This window comes from Aeromonas lusitana, assembly GCF_002812985.1.
Taxonomy (GTDB): domain Bacteria; phylum Pseudomonadota; class Gammaproteobacteria; order Enterobacterales; family Aeromonadaceae; genus Aeromonas; species Aeromonas lusitana.
Window position 1 is genome coordinate 131,854 of the sequence record NZ_PGCP01000013.1, and the last position, 26,970, is coordinate 158,823.

Annotated in this window: 13 protein-coding genes; 4 read left to right on the forward strand and 9 right to left on the reverse strand. The window is 61.7% G+C overall.

Annotated features, from left to right (window positions below):
• Positions 1 to 34 precede the first annotated feature (34 nt).
• Together pyk and CUC44_RS09535 are read right to left on the reverse strand one after the other, a co-directional pair.
• A complete protein-coding gene (gene pyk / locus CUC44_RS09530; RefSeq protein WP_100859728.1) occupies positions 35 to 1,474 on the reverse strand; it encodes a pyruvate kinase in 1,440 nt (479 codons plus the stop codon).
• Positions 1,475 to 1,636: 162 nt separating this feature from the next.
• Positions 1,637 to 2,491, reverse strand: a complete 855-nt coding sequence (locus CUC44_RS09535) for a MurR/RpiR family transcriptional regulator (RefSeq protein WP_167388850.1) — start codon at positions 2,489 to 2,491, stop codon at positions 1,637 to 1,639.
• A gap of 349 nt (positions 2,492 to 2,840) precedes the next feature.
• On the opposite strand from CUC44_RS09535, the gene glk reads away from it, so the two are divergent.
• Positions 2,841 to 3,809 carry a glucokinase gene (glk, locus tag CUC44_RS09540; protein ID WP_100859730.1) on the forward strand — a complete coding sequence of 323 codons (969 nt, stop codon included), beginning with the start codon at positions 2,841 to 2,843 and terminating at the stop codon, positions 3,807 to 3,809.
• A gap of 209 nt (positions 3,810 to 4,018) precedes the next feature.
• Here glk and CUC44_RS09545 read toward each other — a convergent pair whose 3' ends face one another.
• From CUC44_RS09545 to CUC44_RS09575, 7 genes are all read right to left on the reverse strand, one after another.
• Entirely contained in the window at positions 4,019 to 6,118 is a 2,100-nt protein-coding gene (locus CUC44_RS09545; RefSeq protein ID WP_100859731.1) for a site-2 protease family protein, read from the reverse strand.
• Positions 6,118 to 7,458 carry an efflux RND transporter periplasmic adaptor subunit gene (locus CUC44_RS09550; protein WP_100859732.1) on the reverse strand — a complete coding sequence of 447 codons (1,341 nt, stop codon included), beginning with the start codon at positions 7,456 to 7,458 and terminating at the stop codon, positions 6,118 to 6,120. Before CUC44_RS09550 ends, CUC44_RS09545 begins: the two co-directional genes overlap by 1 nt.
• Positions 7,451 to 8,221 (reverse strand): efflux RND transporter periplasmic adaptor subunit, encoded by a 771-nt coding sequence (locus CUC44_RS09555; RefSeq protein WP_100859733.1) that lies wholly within the window; start codon positions 8,219 to 8,221, stop codon positions 7,451 to 7,453. The genes CUC44_RS09550 and CUC44_RS09555 overlap by 8 nt, the downstream gene beginning before the upstream one ends.
• Positions 8,205 to 9,731, reverse strand: a complete 1,527-nt coding sequence (locus tag CUC44_RS09560) for a TolC family protein (protein WP_100859734.1) — start codon at positions 9,729 to 9,731, stop codon at positions 8,205 to 8,207. The genes CUC44_RS09555 and CUC44_RS09560 overlap by 17 nt, the downstream gene beginning before the upstream one ends.
• A gap of 15 nt (positions 9,732 to 9,746) precedes the next feature.
• Positions 9,747 to 20,891, reverse strand: coding sequence for a VCBS domain-containing protein (locus tag CUC44_RS09565; RefSeq protein WP_100859735.1), 11,145 nt, complete (start codon positions 20,889 to 20,891; stop codon positions 9,747 to 9,749).
• Between the two features lie 155 nt (positions 20,892 to 21,046).
• Positions 21,047 to 22,405, reverse strand: coding sequence for an ATP-binding protein (locus CUC44_RS09570; RefSeq protein ID WP_100859736.1), 1,359 nt, complete (start codon positions 22,403 to 22,405; stop codon positions 21,047 to 21,049).
• 40 nt (positions 22,406 to 22,445) lie between these two features.
• Positions 22,446 to 23,120: a response regulator transcription factor gene (locus CUC44_RS09575; protein WP_167388852.1), complete on the reverse strand. Its 675-nt coding sequence runs from the start codon at positions 23,118 to 23,120 to the stop codon at positions 22,446 to 22,448.
• A gap of 844 nt (positions 23,121 to 23,964) precedes the next feature.
• On the opposite strand from CUC44_RS09575, the gene rfbB reads away from it, so the two are divergent.
• The 3 genes from rfbB to rfbA all read left to right on the forward strand — a co-directional run bounded on the left by rfbB (position 23,965) and on the right by rfbA (position 26,944).
• Positions 23,965 to 25,050: a dTDP-glucose 4,6-dehydratase gene (gene rfbB / locus CUC44_RS09580; RefSeq protein WP_100859738.1), complete on the forward strand. Its 1,086-nt coding sequence runs from the start codon at positions 23,965 to 23,967 to the stop codon at positions 25,048 to 25,050.
• Positions 25,050 to 25,937: a dTDP-4-dehydrorhamnose reductase gene (rfbD, locus tag CUC44_RS09585; protein WP_100859739.1), complete on the forward strand. Its 888-nt coding sequence runs from the start codon at positions 25,050 to 25,052 to the stop codon at positions 25,935 to 25,937. Before rfbB ends, rfbD begins: the two co-directional genes overlap by 1 nt.
• A 125-nt stretch (positions 25,938 to 26,062) precedes the next feature.
• A complete protein-coding gene (gene rfbA / locus CUC44_RS09590) occupies positions 26,063 to 26,944 on the forward strand; it encodes a glucose-1-phosphate thymidylyltransferase RfbA (RefSeq protein WP_100859740.1) in 882 nt (293 codons plus the stop codon).
• Positions 26,945 to 26,970 lie beyond the last annotated feature (26 nt).

Here is a 26,970-nt window from a genome sequence, read left to right on the forward strand (position 1 = left end):
CGCGGGAGCCGTTTTTGTGGATGTCGATGGGTACTTATTCGACCATCATCACCTTGCAGGTGTTGGTACTGCCCACGGTTTCCATCTTGTCGCCGTGAGTCAGCAGCACCATGTCGCCGCTCTGAACCAGGCCCTTGGCCTTGAGGGCATCCAGCGCCTCGCGGCACACCTCGTAGACCGGCTTGCTCTCGTCGCCGTCAAACAGCACGGGGGTGACGCCGCGGTAGAGGTTGGTCCAGGCTAGCGTCTTGTTGTGGGGAGACATGGCGAAGATCGGCAGGCCAGAGCTGATGCGGGACATCAGCAGGGGCGTGGTGCCGGACTCGGTCAGTGCCACGATCGCCTTGACCCCTTCCAGGTGGTTGGCGGCATACATGGTGGACATGGCCACGGCCTCTTCCACCGAGGTGAAGGTGTAGCTCATGCGGTGGTTGGAGACGTTCAGGCTCGGGTGCTTCTCAGCGCCCACGCAGACGCTGGCCATGGAGGTGACCGTCTCAATGGGGAACTGACCGGCGGCGGTCTCGGCGGAGAGCATCACCGCATCGGTACCGTCCAGCACTGCGTTGGCCACGTCCATGACTTCGGCGCGGGTCGGCAGCGGGGCATTGATCATGGACTCCATCATCTGGGTCGCGGTGATCACCACCCGGTTCAGGCGGCGGGAGTGACGAATAAGCTTCTTCTGCACGCCGACCAGCTCGGGGTCACCGATCTCGACGCCCAGATCCCCACGGGCCACCATGACGGCGTCGGAGCCGAGGATGATGTCTTCCATCGCCTCGTCACTGGCGACGGTTTCGGCGCGCTCGACCTTGGCGACTATCTTGGCGTTGGAACCGGCTTCGCGGGCCAGTTCGCGGGCGTAGCGCAGGTCATCGCCGTTACGGGGGAAGGAGACGGCCAGGTAATCCACGTTCATGCGGGCGGCGGTCTTGATGTCTTCCTTGTCTTTCTCGGTCAGGGCCGGTGCGGAGAGGCCGCCACCCTTCTTGTTGATGCCCTTGTTGTTGGAAAGCGGGCCAGCCACCGTGACTGTGGTGTGAATGCGGGTGCCTTCGACCTGCTCGACTTTCAGCTGCACGCGACCGTCATCCAGCAGCAGGATGTCGCCGGGGACCACGTCGTTTGGCAGGCTCTTGTAGTCGATACCGACCTGTTCCTGGCAACCTTCACCCTTGCCGAGGGCGGCATCGAGAATGAACTTGTCACCTATGGCCAGGTAAACCTTGCCGTCCTTGAAGGTGGAGACGCGGATCTTGGGGCCCTGCAGATCGCCCATGATGGCGACATGACGGCCGAGCTTGGCGGCGATTTCACGCACCTGGTTGGCGCGCAGGATATGATCTTCAGGAGTGCCGTGAGAGAAATTCATCCGCACCATGTCGGCACCGGCGCGGATGATCCCCTCGAGGATGCCGTCGCGATCGGTCGCCGGACCGAGTGTGGTTACAATCTTTGTACGTCTTGGCATGAAAGACTCCAATGTGAAGTTGATATGACTTGAAATACTGCCCCGTCAAGCACATGGCATGGCGCCCGCTTGCTGACCCTCTGTGTGGCCATATGTTATTAAATTACAATACTACACCAAAGCAAGGTGTCATAGACAGTCGGGGGATGGCCCCCCGAGCGTTCAGGAAGAGTGGGGGGTATCAAAGCGGGATTCGCGCAAACCTTCTTTGACTTTCTTCAGGTTTTCGCGAAATTTCATGCCACGGCGCAGGGTAAAACCGGTCGCCAGTACATCCACCAGCGCCAGCTGGGCGATGCGAGAGGCCATGGGCATGTAGACGTCGGTGTCTTCCGGCACATCCATGGAGAGCACCAGGTTGCACTCGCGGGCCAGGGGGGAATCCTTGGCGGTCATGCCGATGACGGTGGCATCGTTTTCTCGGGCGAGCGCGGCTATCTCGACCAGCGCCTTGGTGCGGCCTGTGTGGGAGATCAGTACCACCACGTCCCCTTCGCTGCTGTTGATGCAGCTCATGCGCATCATGACGATGTCTTCGAAGCTCACCACTGGGATGTTGAAGCGGAAGAACTTGTTCTGGGCATCGCGCGCCACGGCGGAGGAGGCGCCGAGGCCGAAGAAGCTGATCTTCTTGGACTGGGTCAGGATGTCGACGCAGCGATTGATGGCGGAGATATCCAGGCTGTTCTTGGCGGCATCGAGACAGGCCATGGTGGATTCGAAGATCTTGGCGGTATAGGTATCGGGGCCGTCTTCCGCTTCCACGTGGCGATTCACATAGGGCGTGCCGTTGGCCAGGCTCTGGGCCAGGTGCAGCTTGAAGTCAGGGAAGCCCTTGGTATCGAGGCGGCGGCAGAAGCGATTGACGGTCGGCTCGCTGACGTCGGCCATTTTGGCGAGGGTGGCAATGCTGGAGTGGATGGCTGTCTGGGGGGACGCCAGGATCACTTCAGCCACCTTACGCTCTGATTTACTGAAACTTTCCAGATTGTTCGTAATTTTATCGAGGGTATTCATCATTACCACCAGGCATTTTTGTAATTTAGCTTCAAGTGTCTTTGCACTAAGTTCACGACATGGCATGTTTATAATTCACCCGAGGACTATACAAGACAAGCGCTTATCCAAACTAACCTCGGCCCCGTAAAGTATGACTCATGTCTAATTATTTCGTCTTTTTGGTTACAAACTTCCACTTGCCCCCTGAAAACGCTTACAAATGTTGCAAAGCAACAACACTGTGAGCGGGCGCACACTTGCATCCAACAAACAGACGGACAGGGGATTGGGTCGGGTAGAATCCTTGCCAAATAATAATATCGGGACGGTAAGGGCCGCCCCGAGTTGGTAACGAAGGAGTTTAGTTATGCAGCATACCCATGCGCTGGTCGGCGACGTCGGTGGTACCAATGCTCGGTTGGCCCTCTGTGAGCTGGCGACCGGTGTCATTTCCCAGGCAAAGACCTATTCCGGCCTGGCCCATCCCAGTCTGGAGGCCGTTGTGAGCCTCTACCTCAAAGAGCACAAGGCAGAGGTGAGCGAGGCCTGCATCGCCATCGCCTGCCCCATCAATGGCGACTGGGTTGCCATGACCAATCACACCTGGGAATTCTCCATCAGCGAGATGCAGGCCAATCTGGGCCTGGCCCGCCTGCTGGTCATCAACGACTTCACCGCCGTCTCCATGGCGGTGCCCGTGCTGAGTGAGAAAGATCGCATCCAGCTTGGCGGCGAGGCCCCCCTGGTCGGCAAGCCTGTCGCCATCTACGGAGCCGGCACCGGCCTTGGGGTTGCCCATCTGGTGCAGGCCGGCGAGCAGTGGCTCAGCCTGCCGGGGGAGGGCGGTCACGTGGATTTTGCCGCCAACAGCGAGGAAGAAGACGCCGTACTGCAGGTGATGCGGGCCGAGCTCGGTCATGTGTCGGCGGAGCGGCTGCTGTCGGGTCCGGGTCTGGTCAACATCTATCGCGGCCTGGTGAAATCCGATGGCCGTGAGCCTGAGGGGTTTGCTCCCAAGGACATCACGGAGCGCGCCCTGGCCGGCTCTTGCCTCGATTGTCGCCGCACCTTAAGCCTGTTCTGCGTGCTGATGGGACGTTTTGCCGGCAACCTGGCCCTGAACATGGGCACCTTCGGCGGCGTCTACATCGCAGGTGGCATAGTGCCGCGCTTCCAGGAGTTCTTCATCGGCTCCGGTTTTCGGGTGGCGTTCGAAGACAAGGGACGCTTCAAGCCCTACCTGAAAGACATTCCCGTGTTCCTGATTACCCATGAAGGTCCGGGCCTGCTCGGGGCCGGCGCCTACCTGCGCCAGTCCCTCGGGATCCGGCTATAAACAGCCCAGGGAAACGATTTCATGACGGTTCAGTCTTGATTCAGTGTCCATGGGATAGAGTGATCCCACGTACTCAAGAGGACGGGGATTCATAAGGAATTGAAACCGGTCTTCATCCGCTGGGTGCGTTTGTCACCTGACAAGCCTGAACTGTTTCACCGGCCCTCGCGGCCGGTTTTTTTATGCCGGTTTTCATCACATCGACTCCCCTAGAAGCCGCTCTCTCGCAGCAACACGGCCAGCAGCTGGGCCATGCCTTCCCCCAGCAGGCTGCGACGGCTCCCCTCCAACACCACCTTGCCGCGAGTCTCACGCAAGGTTTGCGGGGCTTGTTCCAGGCGGATCTGCACCAGAAACAGCGGATGGGTGGGCTGCAGCTCTTCTCCTTGGGGGCTGGTGGGGATGGGACCGCCGAAGCGGGAGCTGAGCATGGGATGCTTGAGTTTACCGACCCGAGTGGTGCCCAGACTGACCAGGGTGCCCAATTGGGGGGCGCCGGCGCCATCGGGGTAAAACCGCACCGGATCCCCGATGCGCAGACGCGCGACCTCATCCGCCCCTACGTAGGCATCGACCTGCCAGTGGCTCGGGTCTATCAGGATCCCGACGGCTTGCTGGCTGTTGAGCCATTGACCCGGGCGCTGATCCGGGCTCACATCCAGCCACAGCCCCTGGAAAGGCGCCACCAGCCTGAGTCTGTCTATCTCGGCCCTGGTGGCATTTGCCTCCCGATATTGCACCCGCAGGCGCTCCTGGGTTGCTATCTGTTCGCTCAGCCCGAAAGGGTCATCCAGCATGCCACCGAGGCGAGCGCCGTAGCTCTGGATGCTCTGGGTGTTACCGTGGACCTTCCAGTCGAGATCGGGATCCACCAGTTGCAGCAAGGGCTCTCCCGCCTCGACCGGCCCAGGTGCGCGCAGCTTCTCTAGGCGGGCGGGGAAGGGGGTGAACACCAGCAGCTGACGCTCGGCCCGGGCGACGCCTACCCCCTTGATCTGGCTGTGCCAGGGCAGGGCCAACAGGATGAGCAGGACGAGCAGACAGAGGGTGAGCATCAGGCGGCGCCCTGAGGTAACGCCGGCACGGGAATGCCACCAATGGGTCAGCTCGCGCCAGACGGGCAAGACGATGAACCAGCCGATTTCGACCGTGAACAGGAAGATCCCCAGCAGCTTGAAGAACAAAAAATAGACGGCGATGGCGATGCCGATGAACAGCACCAGCCGATAGCACCAGGTGGCGATGGCAAAGGCGATGAGTGCCCGGCGCTGATGTTGGGGAAACGACTCAGGCCAGGGCTCCGGCAGGCCGAGCAGATGGCGGCGCAGGGCCACCCTGGCCAGGGCCGAGGCGCGCTCGTGCAGGTTCGGGAAGTTCAGCAGATCCGAGAGGATGAAGTAGCCATCGAAGCGCATGAAGGGGCTGGCATTGAGCGCGAGCGACAGGATCCAGCTGGTGGTGGCGAGGTAGAGCAGGCCGTTTCGCAAGGGGCCATCTTCACACAGCGCCCAGCCTAGAGTAGCAAGGCCGGCCAGGGCCAGCTCGGTCAGGATCCCTGCGCTGGCGATGGCGAGTCGCTGTCTGGCGTGGGTCAGCTTCCAGCTCTCGCTGGTGTCCGTGTAGAGCATGGGCCAGAGCACCACGAAGGCGATCCCCATGTGGGCCACGCGCACCCCTAGCCGGGTCGCGACCAGGGCGTGGCCGAGCTCGTGCAGCGTCTTGGCCAGCACCAGGGCGAGGGCGAAGCTGAGCAGGCCGTCGAGGGAGAAAGACTCCACTACCGCATGGGTGAAGCTGTCCCATTGCTGCAACGTGAGCAGAATGCCGAGCAGGCTGGCGGCCAGGATCAGCCAGGCGCTGAGCGGGCTGAATAGCCAGTCGAGCCGCGTTGCCAACCCTTGGAGATGGGTTTGGGGGCGCAGCAGGGGAATGCGAAAGAAGAGGTAATGGTGCAACCACCAGTGCCCGGTCAGCCAGGCCCGGCCTTCGCTCCCTTTGCGCAGCCGCTCTACTGCCTGAGGACTGGGTCGCAGTAGTTGGTGGCGTTCGAGAAACTGGCAGAAGGCCAGGATCTGCTCCACCTCGGGGTGTAGCGCCGTATCACGCTCCAGCGCCTGCTGCAGGCGCCTGGGGGTCTGGCCGGCCCAGCGGATCAGGCACTCGAACTCGAGCCAGCCGATGCGATAGAAGCGGTTGATGACGGTGTCCTGGATGAGCCAGGCGGGCTCGCCGCTGATGCTCCTGTCGGCCGGACAGAGGCGCAGATCGTCGCGCAGGGCGGGGAGCGGCAGATCGGCGGGTTCCAGCATCAGAGACCGCTCCAGGCCCGCAAGGCGGCCAGCGGGCGGCGCAGCAGATAATAGCCGAGCAGGACGCGCTCGCCGTAGAGTTTGGCGGTGCCATGGAGGCCGAGACGGGCATGGGGAGGCGCATCCTCTATGCTGGCGAGCAAACGGTAGGAGACCACCCCCTCGGCGCCCGGCTGAGCCTGATAACTGGTCTCCAGGATCTTGCCGCGCAGGGGCTGCAGCGGATAGGCGCTGAGAAACAGGGTGACATCGGCCCCGGCTTCGAGGGCGATGGCATCGGCTACCGGCAACTGGATGCGCATGGCGGGTTGCCTGGGATCCGCCAGCAGCAGGATGCGCTCCCCGGTCACGACCGGTTTGCCGAGCCAGTCGTTGACATCGCTGAACACGGCGACGCCGTCGCTGGGGGCGTTTACCTGGCTGCGCGATAGCTGCAGCTCGACCCCCGCCAGCTCGGCCCGCTTCTGCTGGGCCCGGCCGGTGAGCAGGGTCAGCTCACGCCTGCTCTGGGGATTGTCGAAGGCACGCTGGCTGGCGGCGAGCAGTTCGGCATCGGCGACGCCCACCTCCTGGGTGAGCACCTCGGCCCGGTTGCGCAGGGTGGTCTCATCGAGTCGAAACAGCGGGCTTCCTGCCGTCACCTGCTGGTTGGGGCGCACCTCCATTTGCTGGATGACGCCGGCCAGCGGGCTGCTGATCACCTGGCTGGTGCGCGACACTATCTCGGCCGGGGCCAGGGCACTCTGGCGGATGGGGATGAGCAGCATGACGCCGGCTGCCATGGCCAGCAGAGCGAGCTGGCGCCTGCTCGGCCGCCAACGGAACAGACGGGGGCTGTGGGTCAGGCTCTGCCAACAATAGGCCCAGGTCTGCCAGAGGCCGGATAGCAGAGGGAGCAAGGCGGCGGGAGGCACGTCTTCGCGCAGCAGGCAGAACAGGCCTAGTCGCGTTCCATCCTCATGTTGCATCGGGACGCAGAACACCCCTTCCGGCCACCACTCGGCCCACCCTTCCTGCAGGTTTTCAGGCAAGTTCAGGGCCGCCCGGGCCAACCAGACCGGCTCACTGCCGCTGACCTGATCATCGAGCCAGATATTCATCCCGTTGAGCCAGATGAGGTAGGGTGAATCTTCGGTCGGCTTGGCGAGACCCGAGACACAGAGCAGCTCCTGCGCCTTGCCGTGGCTTTTGAACACCAGCGCCTGATGAAACGGCAGCAACTGATAGAGATCGTTGGCCATGGAAAAAGCGAGGGCATTGAGGCTGCGGGCGGCCATGGCCCGATCACGCAGGGCATGCAGGGCCAGGAGCAACTGAGGCGAGGGGAGCGATTCAGTCATGAGACTCCACAAGGCGGGCCACGCCGCTCATGCCCGCGACCAGCTCGGGATAAGGGGCATCGAGACGCGCCTCCAGTTCGACGGTCTGGGCCACCGCATCGACCCTGGCATTGATCTGGCTGATCCTGGCCTGATAAGGCTTGCCGGTTTCGAGCACATTGATCTCGAGGGCTTGCCCCTCTTGCAGTTCGGGCAACAGGCGTGAGGGTACGTTGAGTCGCACCTTGAGCGGGCCGTCACTGACCAGATCGAACAAGGGGGTGCCGGCGTTCATGGTCTGATAGGGCTTGGCCTGCACCTGGGCGATGCGGCCGGCGAAGGGGGCGCGCACATCACAGTAACTGCTGCGGGCCCGGGACAGGGCATCGGCTCCCTCGGCCTTCTGCACCCCGGTGGCGGCGATGGCAACCTCCAGATCCCCGACCGCATCGAGTTTGCGCAAGTTACGCTTGGCGGCGAGATCCTGGCGGGCCATCTGCAGCTCGGCGCGGGCGACACGGGCCTGCGCCTCGCCCTCACGGCAGTCGAAACGGGCCAGCAGGGCGCCCTTGGATACCCGCTGGCCGAGACGGGCCTGCAACTCCCCCAGGGTGCCACTCATCTGGCTGGAGAGGGTCGTCTCCAGGTTGGCGGTCAGCAGGATGCGGATGGCGTTGGGATCGTCTTGCAGTTGTTGCAGGCCGGGTTGAAGTGCCTCGGCCGCCTGGAGGAGGAGGGGCAAGAGCAGCAGCCACGAGACGTTGGCACTAGTCGGCAAGGGCATAGGGCACTCCGCTATTGGAGGTCAGCAAGGCTTGGTTCTCCTGCTTCTTGATGGTGTATTCGATAGCCTGGGCCAGGGTGGCGATGTCGTGCTGGGCGATGGCCTCGGGTTGTACGTCCAGACCGACCGAGTTGTAGAGCCGACCCCAGGCGGCCTGGGCCTGGGAGTAGGCGGCTTCTCGCTGGTAGCGGGAGAGCAGGTAGCGCCCTTCGCTGCGGATGACCTCGAGCTCAGAGCCCTGATCGCTGGTGCGAGCGGCCTGGGCATAGTGGAGCAGGCTCTGATCCACCCGCAGGCTCTCGTCGGCGAAGGCGACTTCTTGCGCCGCCAGGTTGTAGCGCAGGGCGCCGACCCGGACTTGGGTCAGTACCGCCATGGAGAGGGCGACCCGGCGAGTATCATCGGTGACCTTCTGGGACACCTCCATGTTCTGGATGGCGGGCAGGCGCAGGATCTTGAGCAGGTTGATGGAGACCTGCAGCCCGGTCTCGGACCAGTGGTTGTTGTAGAGATACTGGTTGGAGTCGTAGTTGTAACCCCAATTCAGGCTCACATTGGGCCACATCTCGGCCTTGGCTATCTTGATATCTTGCTGGTTGGCGCGCTTGCGATACCACTCCTCCATGATCTCCGGCCGATTCTCCAGCGCAATCTGCTCCATGTTGTCTATGGTCTGCGCCAGGATAGGCAACTTGGGCTCAGGGGTGTCGGCCAGCTCCATCTTGCTGCCGGAGGGCAGGGACATGAGGGCCGCGAGCTCGGCGCGGGCAAATTCCAGATCCTGGCGGCGCTGATTGAGCAGGGAAACCGAATCGATGAGGGCGCGCTGATAGGCCAGGGCCTGTTGGCGCGGCAACAAGCCCTGGGTCTCGGCCTGGCGGGCAGAGTCGAGGGCCAGCCGGGTTCTGGCCAGCAGCTTGTCGACTTCGGGCAGCAGGCGCTGGGCCCCCAGTGCACGCCAGTAGGCACTGCGCACATCCTGCAGCACGTTCTGGGCGACCTTGCGCCTGCGCTCTTCGGCCATCAGCACCTGATCGCCTTTTTGCTGGTTGCGGTAATAGGCGACGCCAAAGTCGAGCAGGCTCCAGCTCAGCCCCAGCCCGCTCAGGTCGCGATAACGCTCCTCCGACGTCGAGGGGCGCAAGCTCACTTCACCGTCCTCGATCCCGACTGAGGTGCCGCCGGAGTCATTGCTGCGCCCGGCGAGGCCAGCCGAGGCGACCAGTTGGGGCAACATCTCATGGCTGGAGAGATCCCGCAGATCGGCGGCGAGCGCGCTCTCCATCAGCTTGAGGCGATAGTCCAGGTTGTACTTGAGGGCCCGGGCCGCCGCCTCATAGAAGCTGATGGGGTGAGTCACCGGCTCCTGCTGGTCGTACATCATCTGGCGATCGAAGCGGATCCGGTCGGTCTTGTCCTGCTCCGTGTAGGTCTCGGGCGGCAGGACACTGCAGGCACAGAGCAGCAGGCTGGAGGTCAAGGTCAGTGGTCGAAGCGCGAGTCTGGGCATTGTCTGTCCTTAGAATCAAGTGCCTGATTTAGTTGTCATATTAGTATTGCTGTTGAGGCCTGCGATGTGGCGTCCCGCCGCATCCTGCAGTTGTCTGGTGAAGCTGCTGGTCTTGCTGGCGCGTTCGCCGCCGACATGAGGCCGCATCTCCTGGGGCGTCATGGCGAACACGGATTCATCGCTGAGCAGGCCATCGGCTGTGAGGCCGACTCGGCCGTGGCGGCCGAGGAAGGCGGCCAGTTCCAGCTCCTGGGTGAGTGAGCTCTCCTGCACGCTCTGGCTGACGAAGGTGCCATCGAGCAGGCCAAGGCCGATGCTCTGGCTGTGGATCTCTGGGGTGAGCCCAAAGAACAGCTGACTGCCATCGGCTCGCTCGGCGCTGGCCCCGAGCAGTAGGCTGATGTTCTGCACCACGGGGGTGACGAAGACCACGGGTGTGATGTCGGGATAGTTCAGCGTCGTCCCTTCAGTTGCCGACGTGTCCCCATAGTTAGGGCCGAATGGGCCCTCGTCGGGCGGGGGCACATAGGGGGCCGAGATATTAAGGTGGATTACCAGCTGGGCCTGATCGACGGTCTGGCTGCCATCCCCCAGGGTGTAGGTGAAGATGTCCTGCAGCACCTGACCCAGGCCGGCGGCGGCCAGCACCTCCTTGTTGGTCAGGTCTATGGTGTAGCTGTAGCTGCCATCTGCGTTGAGGACAAGCCAGCCGTAGCGACCGGCCAGGGGTTGACCAAGCTGCCCGTTGTCGCCGCTGCCATTTTCGGCGCCGCTGCGCATGGCCACGACTTGCAAGGGGTCGTTGGCATCGACGTCGCTGTCGTTGGGCAGGACGTTGCCAGTGGTATGCGGGGCCGTGACCTGATCGCTTGCCACAGAGCTGTCGTCCTGGGCGACCGGGTTGTCATTGGCCCCCTGGATCAGTACGGTCAGGCGCGCCTGGGACTGGGCCCCGGCCTGATCGCGCATCTGGTAGGTGAACATCTCGGTCAGGGTCTGCCCCGCCGTGCGCAGTGCCTCCACCTCCGGGTTGTCATTGTCGAGCAGGTACTGGTAACTGCCATCGGCGTTGAGGATGAGCTGGCCATAGCGACCTTGCAACGCCTGGCCCGCACTGACGCTGGCGCCGACCGAGTTGCTGACGGTGAGCACGCTTCTGGTTTCGCCATTGGCCTGGCTGTCGACATCGAGGTCGTTGTCCAGCACGTTGCCGGTTGGATTCAGTCCCGCGGCTGCGTTGTGAACGCCGCCGGCCTCGATGGCGGTGGTCTGATCATCCTGGGCAATGGGGGTATCGTTGCTGCCCCGTATGGTCAGGGTCAAGGTGCTGGCGCTGCCAACTCCCCAGACATCCACTATCTGATAGCTGAACTGCTCGGTCAGGGTCTGGCTCGGCCCGCGTAGTGCCTGTACCTCGGCCAGGCTGTTATCCAGGCTGTAATGCCAGCTGCCATCGCTGTTCATCACTAGATCGCCATAGCGGCCGCGCAGTACCGTGCCCAGGCTGGCACTCTGGCCATCGGCGTTCTGTACCCGAGTCACGGTCAGGGGATCGTTTTCGAGATCCGTGTCGTTACCGAGCACGTTGCCGCTGGGGTCCAGGCCGGGTTGGGCATTGTTCAGCCCGCCGGCTTCGATGACCTGTGCCTGGTCCGGGTTGGCGACCGGGGCATCATTGCGCCCGCGAATGATGATGGTGAGCTCGGCCAGATCGACGGCGCCGGCCAGGTCTTGCGCCTGATAGGTGAAATGGTCATTGAGGCTCTGCAAGGGGCCCAGGCCCAGTACGGCGGCGTTGGTGATGTCCAGCGCGTATTGATAGTCGCCGTTCAGGTGCAGGGTCAGGGTGCCATATTGGCCAACCAGCACCAGGGGAACACCCAGGTTGACCGGGGCGAGAATGCCGCCGGCTGCCTCCTCGCCGGTGCGCCCTGCGGTCAGGGTCAGGCTGTCGCCAGCGTCGACATCCCCATCATTGGTCAGCAGATTGCCACTGGGATTGACGACGTTACCGGCACCGTTGTCAGCAACCGCGATGCCGATATTATTTTGGGCCACGGGTGTGTCGTTGGCTCCTTCGATGCGGATGATGAGCGTGCTCTGACTGCTGGCGTTGTTGGCATCCCGCATGCCGTAGCCGAAGGTGTCGGTCAGCACATCGGCGCTGGTGCGCAGCGCCTGGACGGCGGCGAGGCTGTTGTCCACCACATAGGTGTAGCTGCCGTCGGCGCCCAGGGTGAGCCAGCCGTAGGTGCCTCGCAGGGCGGTTCCCAAGGTACCGACACTGCCGGCGCCAGTGCTGACCGCGTTGACCGTCTTTATTTCATTGGGGTTGGCCGAATCCGGATCCGTGTCGTTGGTGAGCACGTTGCCGATGGCGTCGCTGCCCGGGGTGGCGTTGTTGATGCCACCCGCCTCCGTGGCTGTGCCGATGTCAGCCACCGCGACCGGGCTGTCGTCACGGCCCTGGATGGTGATGGTCAAGGTCGAGGCGCTGAGCAGGCCGCCGAGATCCGTGATCTGATACCCAAACTGCTCGACCAGGGTCTCCCCTGGCAACAGCCGCTGTACCGTGGCATTGGCGTTATCCAGCACATAGCTGTAGCTGCCATCGGCGTTGAGGACAAGGGTGCCATAGAGGCCGCTTATCGCACTGCCGATGGTGCCGCTGGTGGCCCCGAAGCTGACACCGGAGACGACAAGTTGCTCGCCGTTGCCATCGGGGTCTGTGTCGTTGCCAAGCACGTCGCCGCTGGGATTGGTGCCCGCCGCGGCGTTGCCCAGACCGCCGGCCTCGATGGCAATGGCGGTATCGACGGTGGCGGTGGGGGCGTCGTTGGCCCCCTGGATGGTGATGGTGATGCCCGCCTGACTGGTGGCGCCAGCGGCATCGCGCATCGTGTAGCTGAAGTTGTCGGCCAGGGTGTTGCTGGTCAGGCGCAGGGCCTGCACCGCGGGCAGGCTGTTATCCACCTGATAGGTGTAGCTGCCATCGGCTTTCAGGGTGAGCCAGCCGTAGGTGCCACGCAGGGCCGTGCCGAGCGTGCCGCCAGTGCCACCGCTGGTACTGACGGCGCTGACCGCCCTGGTCTCGTTGATGTTGGCTGACTCCGGATCCGTGTCATTGGTGAGCAGGTTACCGCTGGCGTCCGAGCCCGGGGTGGCGTTGTTGATGCCACCTGCCTCGACGGCGGTCCCTGTGTCCGCCACCGCGACCGGGCTGTCGTTACGGCCCAGTATGGTGATGGTCAGGGTCGAGCTGCTGAGCAGGCCCCCAAGATCCGCAATCTGATATCCGAACTGCTCGACCAGGGTCTCCCCGGGCAGCAGCCGCTGTACCGTGGCATTGGCGTTATCCAGCACATAGCTGTAGCTGCCATCGGCGTTGAGAACGAGGGTGCCATAGAGGCCACTGAGCGCCACCCCGACGGAACCGCTGGTGACCCCAAAGCTGACGCCCGAGACGGTGAGCCGCTCGCCGTTGCTGTCGGGGTCTGTGTCGTTGTCAAGCACGTTGCCGCTGGGGTTGGTGCCCGCCGTGCCATTGCCAAGGCCGCCCGCCTCGGTGGCGTTGGCGGTGTCGGCAATGGCGCTGGGGGCATCGTTGGCACCCTGGATGGTGATGACAAGGTTGGCCTGGCTGGTGGTCCCGGCGGCGTCACGCAAGGTGTAGCGAAAGCCGTCGGTCAGGATATTGCCGGTCAGGCGCAGGGCCTGCACCGCGGGCAGGCTGTTATCCACCACATAGCTGTAACTGCCATCGGCATTCAGGGTGAGCCAGCCATAGATGCCTCGCAGGGCCGTGCCGAGCGTGCCAGTTGTGCCGCCACTGGTGCTGATGGCGCTGACCGCCTTGGTTTCGTTGGGGTTGGTCGAATCCGGATCCGTGTCGTTGGTGAGCACGTTGCCGCTGGCATCCGAGCCCGGGGTGGCGTTGTTGACGCCGCCTGCCTCAAGGGTTGTGCCGCTGTCATCCACGGCGACGGGGGCATCGTTGCTGCCGTTGATGGTGATGAGCAGGGTGGTGACATCGTTGAGGTTGCCAAGATCCATGGCCCGGTAGCTGAAGACTTCGGTCAGGCTGTCTCCTGATCGCAGCGCCTGGACGGTGGCATTGCCGTTGTCTATCACGTAGCGATAGCTGCCGTTGGCACCGAGTGTAAGGGTGCCATACAGTCCTGTTATCACGGCGCCGTTGGCGCTGGTGCTGCCGGCGGGAACATCGGTTATCTGACTCAGGTTAGTGGGAAGCCCCAGCGCCACCTTGTCGACTCGCTTGCTGTCCCCGCTATCGACGTCCGTATCGTTGTCGAGCACGTTGCCGATGGCGTCCGTGCCCGGTTGGCTGACACCCTGCTCGGTGGCACTGCCGGTATCGGGCAGGGTCACGGGGGCATCGTTGCTGCCCTGGATGGTCACTATGAGGTTGGCTTGATCCGTGGCGCCCAGGCTGTCTATCAACTGGTAGCTGAACTGCTCGGTCAGGGTGTCGCTACTGAGGCGCAGCGCCTCCACGTCCGGGTTGCCATTGTCGACCTCATAGCGGTAGCCCCCGCCCACCAGCAGATAGAGGGTGCCGTATTTGCCCACTACGGAGGCAGGGATGTCGGTGGAGCCCGGGGTGGTGCTGTTGCCGGTCTCCACGCTGGTGACCAGACCCAGATGCAGGCGATCGCCGTTGGTGGCTATGTCTACATCCTTGTCATTGGTTAGCAGATTCCCCTGTGGATTGTCTCCAGGATGGTTGTTCGTGGTGCCACCGGCCTCGATGGCAGTGACATTATCATCGACGCCCACGGGGTCGTCATTGACTGGCCGTATGGTGATGGTGATGCTGGTGGTGGCGGTGAGGGCATCCTCCGCATTGCCTGGAATGCCGTCGCCACCCTGCTTGTCACCGAACTGGCCGTTGTCGTTGACGAGCACGGACAAGGTATCGCTGCCGTTGTAATCCTGATTGCCACGATAGTTGAGGGTCTGCAAGGCGGCGTTGAGGGCGCTCAGGTTGCCGGTCAGCACCAGCTGGCCGCCCCCGTTGTTGGTGATCACGGTCAGACCCGTCGCGCTGCCCAGGGACAAGACGCCGTGACCGACCGTCAGGGTGAGGGTGATGGCACCCGTGCCCGCATCGATATCGGCGACCGAGAGGCCAAGGATGGCGAGATCCAGATCCTCGTCCACGCTCTGGGCCGGGGTGGTGTTGCCAAGGGTCGGCGCATCGTTGAGCTCCACGTAGCCGATGTTGGCACCGTCGACGAATTGACCGCCATCAATGCCCGTCTCGGTGAGCGTTATGCTGACCTGGCCTAGGGTATTGCCGTCGCTGTCGATGCGCACCTGCAGGGTGCCAGCGCTGGCATCCGTGATGGTGGTGCCCGCAGGGCCGTCGAGGCGATAGATGCCGGTGGGCAGAATGCCAAAGGAGAAGTGACCGCTGCCATCCGTGGTGGTAAGGAAGCTTTGGTTATCCCCTGTGGTGGCCAGATCGTTATCCGCCCCGCCCCAGATCAGGGTCACCGTCTGCCCGGCCAGACCCGCCCCATCCGGGGTCGTGCTGGTGGTGGCGCTGGCGGTGTCGTTCCACAGGGTGCCGCTGATGATGCCAAGCCCGGCCCGGCTGGTGAGTACATAGTTGTTGAGGGTGTTGCCCGGTCCGTCCTGGCCGGTACGCTCACCGCTGGCGCTGCCATCGCTGCCGACACTGGAGCCACCCCAGCCGGTGAAACTCTCCGGCAGGCTGGACCAGCTCAGGGTCGCATCCGTCCCGGTGATGGTGGCGCCGTTGGGCAAGTCGACGCTGTAGACGAGTGTCACTTTGGCGCCCACATCCAGCTGGGAGAAATCGACCGCGAAGCTGCCGCCCTGGGTGATGACCACGGTCGTGCCCGGGGGCAGGCCGAAATTGCTGCCGCTGGCGCCACTGTCATAGGTGTAGGTAGTGCCACCTAGCGTGATGGTCAGGCTGGTCAGGGCATAATTGCTGCCACCCGGGAAGCCGTCGGTCAGGCGGGGCTCGAAGGCGATGATGCCACCGGTTTGCTCAAAACCGATCTGGACCTGGGCGCGGCCCGTGTTGTTGTCGATGGCCCTGGGATCGAAGGCGATCACCGTCTTGTCCAGGTTGCCGAGCGCTGGCTCGACTATGTCCTGATAGACGGTCAGGCTGGCGCCGCGCTGGATCAGGTTGGCGGGATCCGCCCCGACGTAATCCTTGGCGCTGACCCCCAACTGGGTGCCCGCCTGATTCCCCTGGCTGTTATCGACCCGGACGTTGAACTCGAGGGCTATGCCTTCGAGATCGCTGTCTGTGTCCTTGTTGCTGATATTGCCGAGCCGGAAGATGATGGTCTGATTGCCATTGGCATCGGTCACTATGTCGATCTGGCTGCCCGCCAGCAGGCCCTGCAGCCCATTGGCCAGGGTCGGGGAGATGAACTGGGCCTCGCTGCTGCCGTCATTGCCGCTGACATCGGCCCCCGTGATGGCGGTGCCGCTGAGGCTGCTGCTCAGCCCCTTGCCCACGCCGCCGTTGGAGATGAGCGCCAGCCTCACCTGATTTGCGTCGATGAAGCTGAGCCCCTTGGGCAGGCTTACCCTCAGCTCGTAGTTGGCGTTGTCCCCCTCTGGAATCAGGGCCACCACCTTGTAGCGGATGATTTCGCCGACCGTGACCTGCTCGTGGCTGGCATTGGTGGCGCCACCTCCCGTTTCGTTCACCCCGCCGACCCGGGAGATCTGGATGCCGCTGGCGATGGGAATGAGCCCCTGGCTGAGGGTGCGAAAATCGTTGAGCACGTTGTCGGCCAGGGTGCCATCGGCGCCGGTGCGCTCCCCGGCGGGATCGGCGCTGGTGCCCAGGGTGCCGTCCAGGCTGGTCCACTGCACCTCGGCCTGGTTGGTGAGCTGGGCGAAGCTTGTGGCGCTGGCGTTGACTGTGCCCGAGATGACCAGGATGAGCTGTTTGCCCACCGCCAGGTCGAGGTTGGCATCGGCCTTGGTCTGCAACTGGTTGCCCACCAGTTCGAACTGACTGCTGACATCGACGCCGTCGTAGAAGACGGACACCAGGCTGTAGCCACTCAGCTGGGTGGGCAGCAGATCGCTGAGCTGGATATCAAACGCATCCAGCGGACCGTTGTTGCTCACCACTATGTTGAAGCTGAGGCTGTCTCCCTCCTCGAAGCCGTAAGGCGGGGGTTGGGTCAGCAGGCTCTGGGTGACGCTGAGCCTCGGCTCCTCAATGACGGCGTTGGGGGCCGGGGTGGCCGTTATCTCCCGCACTATGGGAGCGCCGGCCGCGACGTCCCCGTCGGGATCCTGATAATGCAGGTTGGCGCCATTGCTGAGCTGGGTGCCGGGCTGGTTGCTCATCAGGTTGTCGGCCACGAGGCGCAGCCGTATGGTGAAGCTGTTGTTGCCCTGATTGTTGTCGGCGCTGGCGCCGCTCACGCTGAAGCTGAAGTTGGCATCCCCATCGCTGGTGCCGAGGGCACTGCCACTCAGAGTCGGCTCGCTGATGGTGCCGCCAAAGCCGGTGGTGATGAGTTCATACCCCTTGCCGCCGTTGTAGCTGGTGTCGAGCCTGAAGCCGGGGGGGATGAGATCGGTGATTTGCAACAACTGGGTGCTGCCCTCCGGCAGGGTGACCCGGATGTCGTAACCCATGCTCTCGCCAATCACCAGGGTGGTGCCCGAGGTGTGGCCGGCGCTGGAGGCGCTATCGGGATCGCCATTGCTGAAGTCGATGACGAGGCTGGGGGCGGCGACCTGCTCGCTCGCGGTGTCGGTGAGATCCACCGGAGTGAAGTCTTGCCCGTTGTTGACGCTGGCGTAGTTGCTGAGCACGGCGCTGGTCTCCAGCGTGCTGCTGGCCCGAATGTCGCTGGCGACCTCAACCTCATAGGTGATGACGATAAGATTGCTGCCCGCGGTGTCGGCTCCCGTGCCCGCCCGCCCTGGCAGCAGGCTGGCGACGTTGCCCGCATCCAGGAAGCTGATGGTGTTGCCGCTCACCTGATAGTCGGTGCCGAGCACCAGCGCCGTGCCGTCACCGCGATAGATCTGCAGGTTGGCGGCCGCGAGCGAGCCGTTGCGAAAGGAGAGGCCGGCGGGCAGGTTGATGCTGGTAACCACATCGAAGGCGCCGCCGCCGCCGCGGTTTTCGATGGCGGTGGCCAGGCGCAGCACATCAGCGCCATCTATGTTGGTGACGCCGCCATTCACCGCATTGATATCGGTTACCTTGCCGGTGAAAGGCGCGCCGCCGCTGCCGGGCGCGGACCAGCTGCCCGTGGTGCCGCTGACGGTGCCGTTGCTGGCGGAGACCACGCCGTGGCTGATGGCGAGATCCGGCTCGGCGATGGAGGTGATGACGGTGACATCCGAACTGCTGAGCTGGGTCTTGTTCAGGGTGGTGACCTGGCTGGACTGGGCCAGTACGTCCAGGGTGCGCTGATCCGCGAAGGGCTGATCGCCGACCCGCAGGGTAAATTCCACCTCGATGCGACTGCCGCCCAGCGTACTGGTGGCATAGCTGCCGAAGTCGAAGATGAGGGAGTTGCCCGGCCCCACGGTGACACTGACCAGGTTGCCGAGGTTGGTATCGCCGGCGCCGAAGTGCCACTGGCCGACCCCGCTGCCCTCGGTCCAGCTGATGCCGCTGATGTCGAACAGGGGCAGGGGCAGATAGGCGGTCAGTTTGAACTGCTCATAGTCGCCGGTCACCAGGTCATAGCTGAGGCGGAAGGTGACCTGATCCCCGGGTCGCAACTCGACGGCGCCGCCCGGGCTGTTGCTGCCGTTGACGGTCGCGAGCTGGATGTCGACCTGGCTGGTGGGAATGCGGGTGCTGGTCTGGGAGCTGTCGGATTCGGTGCCGCCGGTCAGGTTGGTGCTGTTCTCGATCACGCTGGCGGTGACGGTGGCACTGTTGCCTATGCTGTCACCCTCGTTGATCTCGCTGTGGGGATTGCCGGCGGGCGGGGTATAGCTCTGGCTGATGAGGGCGCTGTAGCTGAGCAGGGCCAGCGTGGCCCCTTGCTGGTTATCATCGAAGGCGAGATCGCCCCCGAGCCAGCTCAGCAGCGGGAAGGCGTTTTGCAGGGACTGACCTATGTCAAAGCTGATGGTGGTGGTGCCATCGGCGTTGAGCACAGAGGTGTAAACCAGGGTGATGGTCTCGCTGGCGCCGTTGCGCATCAGGGTCAGGGTCGGGCTGCCGGTCAGGGTCTGGCCGTCACTCAGGGTGTCGGTGACGACGAACTGTCCCTCGCCGAACAGGTTCTTGCCAAAGGCGAAGTAGTCGGAAAGTGCCATCTTGACGGTGTAGTCCAGGGTATCTCCTGGGCTGATGCCGGCTTTGCCGTTATCTATGCTGAGCACCACGTCTTTTTGCAGTGAAATCGACCGTGCGATGAAGCCGATGGGATCCCCCTGGCCGCTAAAATCGATGGTGGTGTCGGGCGGGGTCAGATCCCGGCTGTCGAGGGGGGTCCACTCGCCGCTGCCGGTGGGGGCGGCGATGGTGATCTGGACCGCATCGCCGCTGTTGGGATCGATCACCTGCTGGCCACTGGCATCGGTCTCGGGCACGTAGAATTGGACGAGGGTGCTGGTGGCGGCGCTCAGGCTGCTGTATTGCACCGTGAAGGCGCTGATGAAGATGGCGTCGCTGTTGATGGCGCTGGCCATCAAGGCCGGATTGGTGATGACCCGGCCATCGGTGAGGGTGATGGAGGTCAGGGTACCGTTGACCCCCGGGGTGATGGCGGTCACCTGCATGTTGCCGGGCAGGGTCTGGCTAATGACCACCTGGCTCAGGGTCTGGCCATCGGCCGGGATCGCGGTCAGGGTCAGGGTGTGGCTGAAGTTGGGGCCGGTGGTGGTTTCTCCCTCGGGCATGTCGAGGCTCTGCTCGAAGTGAATGATGGTGGGTCTGACCACGAAACTGTGCACAGTGCCCTCGACCAGGGTCGGATCGTCTTGCGGGTTGTTCAGGGCATCGTTGCCGTACTGGAAGCCGCTGCGCACCCCTATGGTGAGCTCAGGGGTCGCCGCCGAGAAGCTGGTGTCGGCCAGGTTGCTCAACCTGGCGCTGATCAGGATGGGAATGTCGGGCTGCCCCTGACTGACGCTGGCGAAGGGCAGCTCGACCACGATCAGGGTATCGCCGGCACGTAGCCCCACATCGGCCGCCCGTATAATGAGGGGATTGCCACTGCTGTCGACGGCAAGGGGGTGGGTCGCATTGCCGGAGGCGTCGAAGATGACGCTGTGGGTCTTGAGTACCTGACCCAGGTAGCTGGCTTGGGTGAAGGTGAGGCCGTCATCCCCGTCCTTGCCGGTGCTCGGCAGGTAGATATCCAGATAGGGGGCATAGCCGGTCTGACTGGTGTTGTTGCTGACGTTGACGGTGAACTGCACCTCATCGCCGAGCAACACATCGGCACTGCTCTGGGTCAGGCTGCTGGTGGGGCTGGCGTTGGCGAGCAGGCGATCGTAACCCTGCGCCGTGGCGCGATCGAGGGCCAGGGGCTGATCGATGAGGCCCGTGCTGACCTCCAGATCCCAGTCTCCCCCCTTGCTGCTGGCACCGGTATCGTCGCTGGAGGCTGCCACGTCGGCCCCGGTCCACTGGGCCAGGGCGCTGACCAGCGCCTTGCCGGCGTCGCCGGCGCCGACCCGGCAGCCATAGAGCTGGATATCCGCATCCGGGCTCAGGTGGCTTTGCCAGCCCTGCAACTGCTGACCGACGCTGGCCAGATTGTCTGCGGTCAGGGTGCGATTGCCCAGGGTGAATTGACCGGCCGAGCCGTGGGAGAGGATCTGGATGCTGTCGACCTGGCCGAGCTGGTTCAGTTTCGCCGTGATGGCGGCCAGGGCGTCGGTCTGCTTGTCGATAAGCAGCAGGCTGGTATTGGCGTCGAGGTGTTCCGTCAGCGGCTGGGCTTGCTCGATACGGGTATCGATGACCAGCAGGTGGCGTGGAGGAGTGGTCTGTGCTGGTTCACCATGGGCGGGGGCATCCCCCGGTTCGTGCTGCGCATCCTGGGTCTGATGCTCGGCTGCGATGGCGGCGGCGCCGTCGAACAGGATGCGGGGCTCCAGCGCCAGCATCTGGTGTTGAGGCCTGAGGATCGAACGGGGGGGGGTGATGGCCATAGCTACGCATCCATGCAGCATTTTATGGCTTTAATTTATGTCATAGCACAAGACCCCTTGCCAATGAGTTGTTAAGGAAGAGGTCAAAATATGTGGATGTCATGTTGGACCAGGGGTGGGCACAAGCGCTGGCGCTCATGCCCGGTATGGTGGCATCAGGGGACTGTCAGCTGGAAACGGGCGCCGCCGAGGGGGGATTCGTCCACCCGGATGTCGCCGCCATAGCTGTGCACTATCTCGGTCACGACGGCGAGGCCTATGCCCTGACCGGGGGAGCTGTCGGCCCGCACCCCACGCTGGAAGATCTGCTCCGATTTGCCTGGGGCGATGCCGGGGCCGTCGTCTTCCACCAGGATGAGCAGGCCGCTGCCCTTGCGGCGTACCTGTACCCGCACCTCGCTGATGGCAAACTTGCAGGCGTTGTCGAGCAGGTTGCCCATCATCTCCATCAGATCCCCCTGCTCGCCGTGGAAGAAGACATCGTCGTCAAACTGGAAATGGGTCTGCAGCTTCTTGTGGCGATAGACCTTGGCCAGGCTCGCCAGCAGCTTCTCGATGAGCGGCACCGGCTCGGTACCCTTGCTCGCGAGGCGTTTGCGACCGGTGACGGCGCGGCGCAGCTGATACTGGATGATCTGATCCATGGTGGTGATCTGTTCATTGATGTTGTCGTGCACCGGGTGACCCAGTTTGAACTCCTGCGCCGTGATCTGGATAAGGGCCAGCCTGGTTTTCAAACTGTGGGCCAGATCGTTCAGGGCATGCTGGTAGCGCAGGGTCTGCTGGCGCTCGTTCTCCAGCAACTGGTTGACCGACTCGGTCAGGGGCAGCAGTTCCCGTTCATAGTCGCTGGAGAGGGATTCGCGCTGACCGGCCCGGATCTCGTTGATCTGCCGCGCCATGGTGCGCAGGGAGGAGAGACTCCAGAAGCTGGTGAGCAGCAGCAGGGCACCCAGCAGGCAGTAGGCGAGCAGCGCCTGGCGGATGCACTGGTAGAGGTATTCCCGGGTCTGGGCCTGGTAGCGCTTGGCGGAGTCGACCATCACCACATAGTAGGTAGTCGGGCCGTCACCATGATTGCGCAAGAAGCGCAGGCTGTAGATGAAGTAGCTCTCGCCATTCTTGATGGTGTGCAGTTTGAAGAAGTAATCCTGATCCAGGCCCCCCAGGTATTTCATCAGATCCTGACAGATGGTGCCCTTGATGGTGATCACCTCAGGCATGTGCAGGCTGGACCAGCTCAACTCGCCGTCCGAGCGGCAGATGAGGGTATCGAGATTGGGATCGATGGCATCTGGCGTGATGCTGGCGAGATCCGTGATGGCGTGGGGATCTGGCTGTTTGGAGGAGAACAGCTTGGAGAGGTTCTCCTGCATGCGGGTGCTGGCCTTCTGGGCCTGCTCCTCGGTGTGGCCGAGGTAGAGGATATAGACGGAGAAGGCCATGATGATCGCGATCACCAGCATGGCACTCATCATCAGCTTGATGTGCAGGGAGCGGCGGATCAATTGCATTGGACTTCTCATGGCGGTCACTATGATGCGAACGGCGTGCTTAGCTGCATGACAGATTGAAGATGTAGCCCTGACGACGGATGGTCGAGATGGGGGCTATGGTCCCTTCGGGATCCAGCTTCTTGCGCAGTCGGCTCACCATGACTTCGATGGTGTTCGGATCCCCTTCGCCATCCCCGTAGAGCTGATCCAGCAGCTGTTGCTTGGAGACCACCTGGCGGGCGTTGCGCATCAGGTATTCCAGGATCAGATACTCGAAGCTGGTGAGCACAGTGACTTCCCCGGCGATGGTCAGCTCCTTGCGGGAGAGATCCAGTTCGTAGTCACCGGCCTTCACCCTGGGGGAGATAAAGCCGGCACTGCGGCGCACCAGGGCATTGAGACGGGCCAGCAGCTCATCTTTCTGGAACGGTTTGACCAGATAGTCGTCGGCACCGGCTTCCAGCCCTTCCACCTTGTCTTGCCAGCTGCCGCGCGCGGTCAGCACTATGATGGGGAAGGGGATCTGCTGCTCCCGGAGCTGGGTGATGAGCTGCAGACCGTCCATGTCCGGCAGGCCGAGATCTATGATGGCCACGTCGATGGGGTAGTCACGGGCATAGTGCAGCGCAATCTGGGCGCTGTCGGTGCTGTGGACCTGATTCTGGGCCTCGGTCAACAGCGTGGTGAGGTGGTGGTTGAGCAGCTTGTCGTCTTCGACCAATAGGATTTTCATAAGATGCATGATGATGAGGGTCCAGGCTGTCAATTAGAGGGTGTATAGGAAGGAGAGTCAATGTGGATCCTACCTAGCCCCCCCTGTATCGAGACTGAATCGCATACCCCTTTATTTCCGCCTCAGTCTCTGAGCCGTGGCATCAAGTCTTATGAGTCTGGCTTGAGAGATAGCACCGGCATCTAGGGCCGTGGCTCATCGCTCCAGTGCAGCATTGCGACTATTCTGTTCGCACGGATTTGGTCTGCGAACCTATGTTGGGGAATGCTCAGCCATCTGTAGGCATCGGCTGGAACAACATCCAAGCGGCTATGGTCAGACCATTAACCATCTGTAATTGTTTGAAAAAATAGCTATTCTGTCTTCTTGGTCAGGTGCAGGGTATTGAGGGCTGCCATGCAATGAGAATGTATATTTCAGGGGGCGAAATAGTAGGGATTCTTTGAATCCCTTATAGGATGGATGGTTTCCTATGTTTTGACTGTTAATCTTCGGGCTAAACGAGATAGAATCTGACCCGAAATCGGGTGTAGGGCCTTGGTTGCCCAAGATGTGAACAATGTATGCTCTCGGAATACACAGATGTGCAACGTCATTTGATGCCATTGTGACACATCAACCAATACAAGAAGCTGGAGGATATGATGGCCAACAGCACACACAATCTGGTTAAAAGCAGCATGCTGGGAGCTGTAACTCACTGCGGTAGCTAACGTGTTTCTCACCTTAGTCAAACATTTTGCATGACCTGCACGGCTTCCATGCAAAGAACTACAGACTCCACGTAGTACGTATATTTCATCTCCTACACCACTCAATTTACCTCGTAAGAGTACTTATCAATATGAAAATTCTCGTTACCGGTGGAGCCGGTTTTATCGGCTCAGCGGTTGTTCGCCATATCATTCAGGATACCAACGATTCGGTTATCAATCTCGACAAGCTCACTTACGCGGGCAATCTTGAGTCTCTCTCCACAGTGTCCGGTAACGAACGTTATGCTTTTGAACAGGTCGATATCTGCAACCGTGTTGAGCTGGATCGGGTGTTTGCTGCGCATCAACCGGATGCAGTGATGCATCTCGCGGCTGAGAGCCACGTCGATCGTTCTATCACAGGCCCCGCCGATTTTATCGAGACCAATATCGTCGGCACCTATATGTTGCTGGAATCTGCCCGGGCCTACTGGAATGGCCTGGATGAGATGCGCAAGAGCGCTTTTCGGTTCCACCATATTTCTACCGACGAGGTGTATGGCGACCTGCCTCATCCAGACGAGGTGGATGTCGGTGAGATGCTACCGCTCTTTACCGAAACCACCCCTTATGCCCCGAGCAGCCCTTATTCTGCCTCAAAGGCATCCAGTGACCATCTGGTGCGAGCTTGGCGCCGTACCTATGGCCTGCCGACCGTCGTCACCAACTGCTCCAACAACTACGGCCCATATCACTTCCCCGAGAAACTTATACCACTGGTGATCCTGAATGCCCTCGATGGCAAGTCACTGCCGATTTATGGCAAGGGTGACCAGATCCGTGACTGGCTCTACGTAGAGGATCACGCTCGTGCACTGTATACCGTCGTCACCACTGGGGTTGTCGGTGAGACCTACAACATTGGTGGTCATAATGAGAAGCAGAACCTGGATGTAGTGCATACCATCTGCGATCTGCTCGATGAGATGGTGCCCAAGGCGAGTTCTTACCGTGATCAAATCACCTATGTCACCGATCGCCCTGGCCATGACCGCCGTTATGCTATTGATGCCAGCAAGATGAGTGCCGAGCTTGATTGGCAACCGCAAGAGACCTTCGAGTCCGGGATCCGCAAGACCGTCCAGTGGTATCTGGATAACCAGCAGTGGGTCAACAACGTCAAGAGCGGAGCCTATCAATCCTGGATTGCGCAGAACTACGAGGAGCGTGGCTGATGCATATCCTGCTGTTTGGTAAGAATGGTCAGGTGGGTTGGGAACTGCAGCGCGCATTGGCCCCACTGGGTCGTGTCACCGCAGTGGATTTTGACTCTACTGACTATTGTGGCGATTTCAGCAACCCTGATGGCGTAGCCGAGACGGTCCGTCTGCTCAAGCCGGATGTGATTGTCAATGCCGCGGCCCACACCGCCGTCGACAAGGCCGAGAGCGAGCGGTCTTTTGCCGAACTGCTCAACGCCACCAGTGTCGCAGCGATTGCAAAAGAGGCCGAAACGCTCGGTGCCTGGTTGGTACACTATTCCACTGATTATGTGTTCGATGGCAGTGGCGAACGACCATGGGTTGAGAGTGATCCGACGGCTCCCCTCAACGTCTATGGTGAAACCAAGCTGGCAGGGGAGCATGCAGCAGCCCTTTGTACTCGCCACCTTATCTTTCGGACCAGCTGGGTGTATGCCGCCCGTGGCGCCAACTTCGCCAAGACCATGCTGCGCGTTGGCAAGGAGCGCAGCGAAATGTCGGTTATCAATGATCAGTTTGGGGCCCCGACGGGGGCCGAGTTGCTGGCTGATTGCACGGCCCATGCGATCCGGATTGCACAACGCAAACCAGAAGTTGCGGGTCTATATCACCTGATCGCCTCCGGTACCACCACCTGGTTTGACTATGCCCAGCTGGTGTTTGCCAAAGCCCGTGCAGCGGGTGTCGAGTTGGCGGTCAGCCAGGTCAATGCTGTCCCGACCAGCGAATTTCCTACACCTGCCAAGCGTCCTCACAACTCACGGCTCGACACGAGCAAATTTCAGCACACCTTCGAGCTGGTGCTGCCAGACTGGACCGCCGGTGTTGAAAGGATGCTAGCCGAGATCCTCGGTCAGTAAGATAAGGTGAGAAGGCGGTGGTTCTGTGCCTTGCCTCTTGCCAACAGGATAAGCACGAGATGAGTGACCGCAGGGTGAGCTCATTTTGATGGGTTACATAATTCCAATATAAGAACTAAAGCATTATGACAAAACGTAAAGGCATTATTCTGGCCGGTGGGTCAGGCACCCGTCTCTATCCCGTCACTATGGCAGTCAGTAAGCAGTTGCTGCCTATCTATGACAAGCCGATGATCTATTACCCGCTTAGCACCCTGATGCTGGCTGGGATTCGCGATATTCTGATCATCAGCACACCGCAAGATACGCCCCGTTTTGAGCAGTTGTTGGGGGATGGCAGCCAATGGGGCTTGAATCTGCAATACAAGGTGCAGCCGAGCCCGGATGGCCTGGCCCAAGCCTTTATTCTGGGCGAAGAGTTTATCGGTAGCGATGACTGCGCGCTGGTGCTGGGTGACAACATCTTTTACGGCCACGACTTGCAGAAACAGCTGGAAGGTGCGGCGGCCAAAGCCAGTGGAGCCACCGTGTTTGCCTATCACGTGCATGATCCAGAGCGCTACGGCGTGGTGGAGTTTGATGGCAAGGGGACGGCCATTTCTCTGGAAGAGAAACCGCTGGAGCCCAAGAGCAATTATGCGGTGACGGGGCTCTATTTCTATGACAACAGCGTGGTCGAGATTGCCAAGAGTCTGAAACCTTCGCCTCGTGGTGAGCTGGAAATCACCGACGTTAACCGCATCTACCTTGAGCAAGGTAATCTGTCGGTTGCCATGATGGGCCGCGGTTATGCCTGGCTGGATACCGGCACCCATGAGAGCCTGATTGAGGCGAGCAACTTCATTCAGACCATCGAAACCCGCCAGGGATTGAAAGTGGCCTGCCCGGAAGAAATCGCTTATCGCCGGAAGTTTATCGATGCAGATCAAGTTAGGAAATTAGCAGCTCCGCTGGCTAAGAATGAGTATGGAAAATATCTCCTTAAGCTTGTTGCAAAGGCTTTATGACAGGATCTAAATTCTTCTCGCATTCA

Bases quoted from the DNA above. Each gene is read 5' to 3' on its own strand.
- pyk (WP_100859728.1), bottom strand. From the start codon at position 1,474: ATGCCAAGACGTACAAAGATTGTAACCACACTCGGTCCGGCGACCGAT.
- CUC44_RS09535 (WP_167388850.1), bottom strand. From the start codon at position 2,491: ATGAATACCCTCGATAAAATTACGAACAATCTGGAAAGTTTCAGTAAA.
- glk (WP_100859730.1), top strand. From the start codon at position 2,841: ATGCAGCATACCCATGCGCTGGTCGGCGACGTCGGTGGTACCAATGCT.
- CUC44_RS09545 (WP_100859731.1), bottom strand. From the start codon at position 6,118: ATGCTGGAACCCGCCGATCTGCCGCTCCCCGCCCTGCGCGACGATCTG.
- CUC44_RS09550 (WP_100859732.1), bottom strand. From the start codon at position 7,458: ATGACTGAATCGCTCCCCTCGCCTCAGTTGCTCCTGGCCCTGCATGCC.
- CUC44_RS09555 (WP_100859733.1), bottom strand. From the start codon at position 8,221: ATGCCCTTGCCGACTAGTGCCAACGTCTCGTGGCTGCTGCTCTTGCCC.
- CUC44_RS09560 (WP_100859734.1), bottom strand. From the start codon at position 9,731: ATGCCCAGACTCGCGCTTCGACCACTGACCTTGACCTCCAGCCTGCTG.
- CUC44_RS09565 (WP_100859735.1), bottom strand. From the start codon at position 20,891: ATGGCCATCACCCCCCCCCGTTCGATCCTCAGGCCTCAACACCAGATG.
- CUC44_RS09570 (WP_100859736.1), bottom strand. From the start codon at position 22,405: ATGCAATTGATCCGCCGCTCCCTGCACATCAAGCTGATGATGAGTGCC.
- CUC44_RS09575 (WP_167388852.1), bottom strand. From the start codon at position 23,120: ATGAAAATCCTATTGGTCGAAGACGACAAGCTGCTCAACCACCACCTC.
- rfbB (WP_100859738.1), top strand. From the start codon at position 23,965: ATGAAAATTCTCGTTACCGGTGGAGCCGGTTTTATCGGCTCAGCGGTT.
- rfbD (WP_100859739.1), top strand. From the start codon at position 25,050: ATGCATATCCTGCTGTTTGGTAAGAATGGTCAGGTGGGTTGGGAACTG.
- rfbA (WP_100859740.1), top strand. From the start codon at position 26,063: ATGACAAAACGTAAAGGCATTATTCTGGCCGGTGGGTCAGGCACCCGT.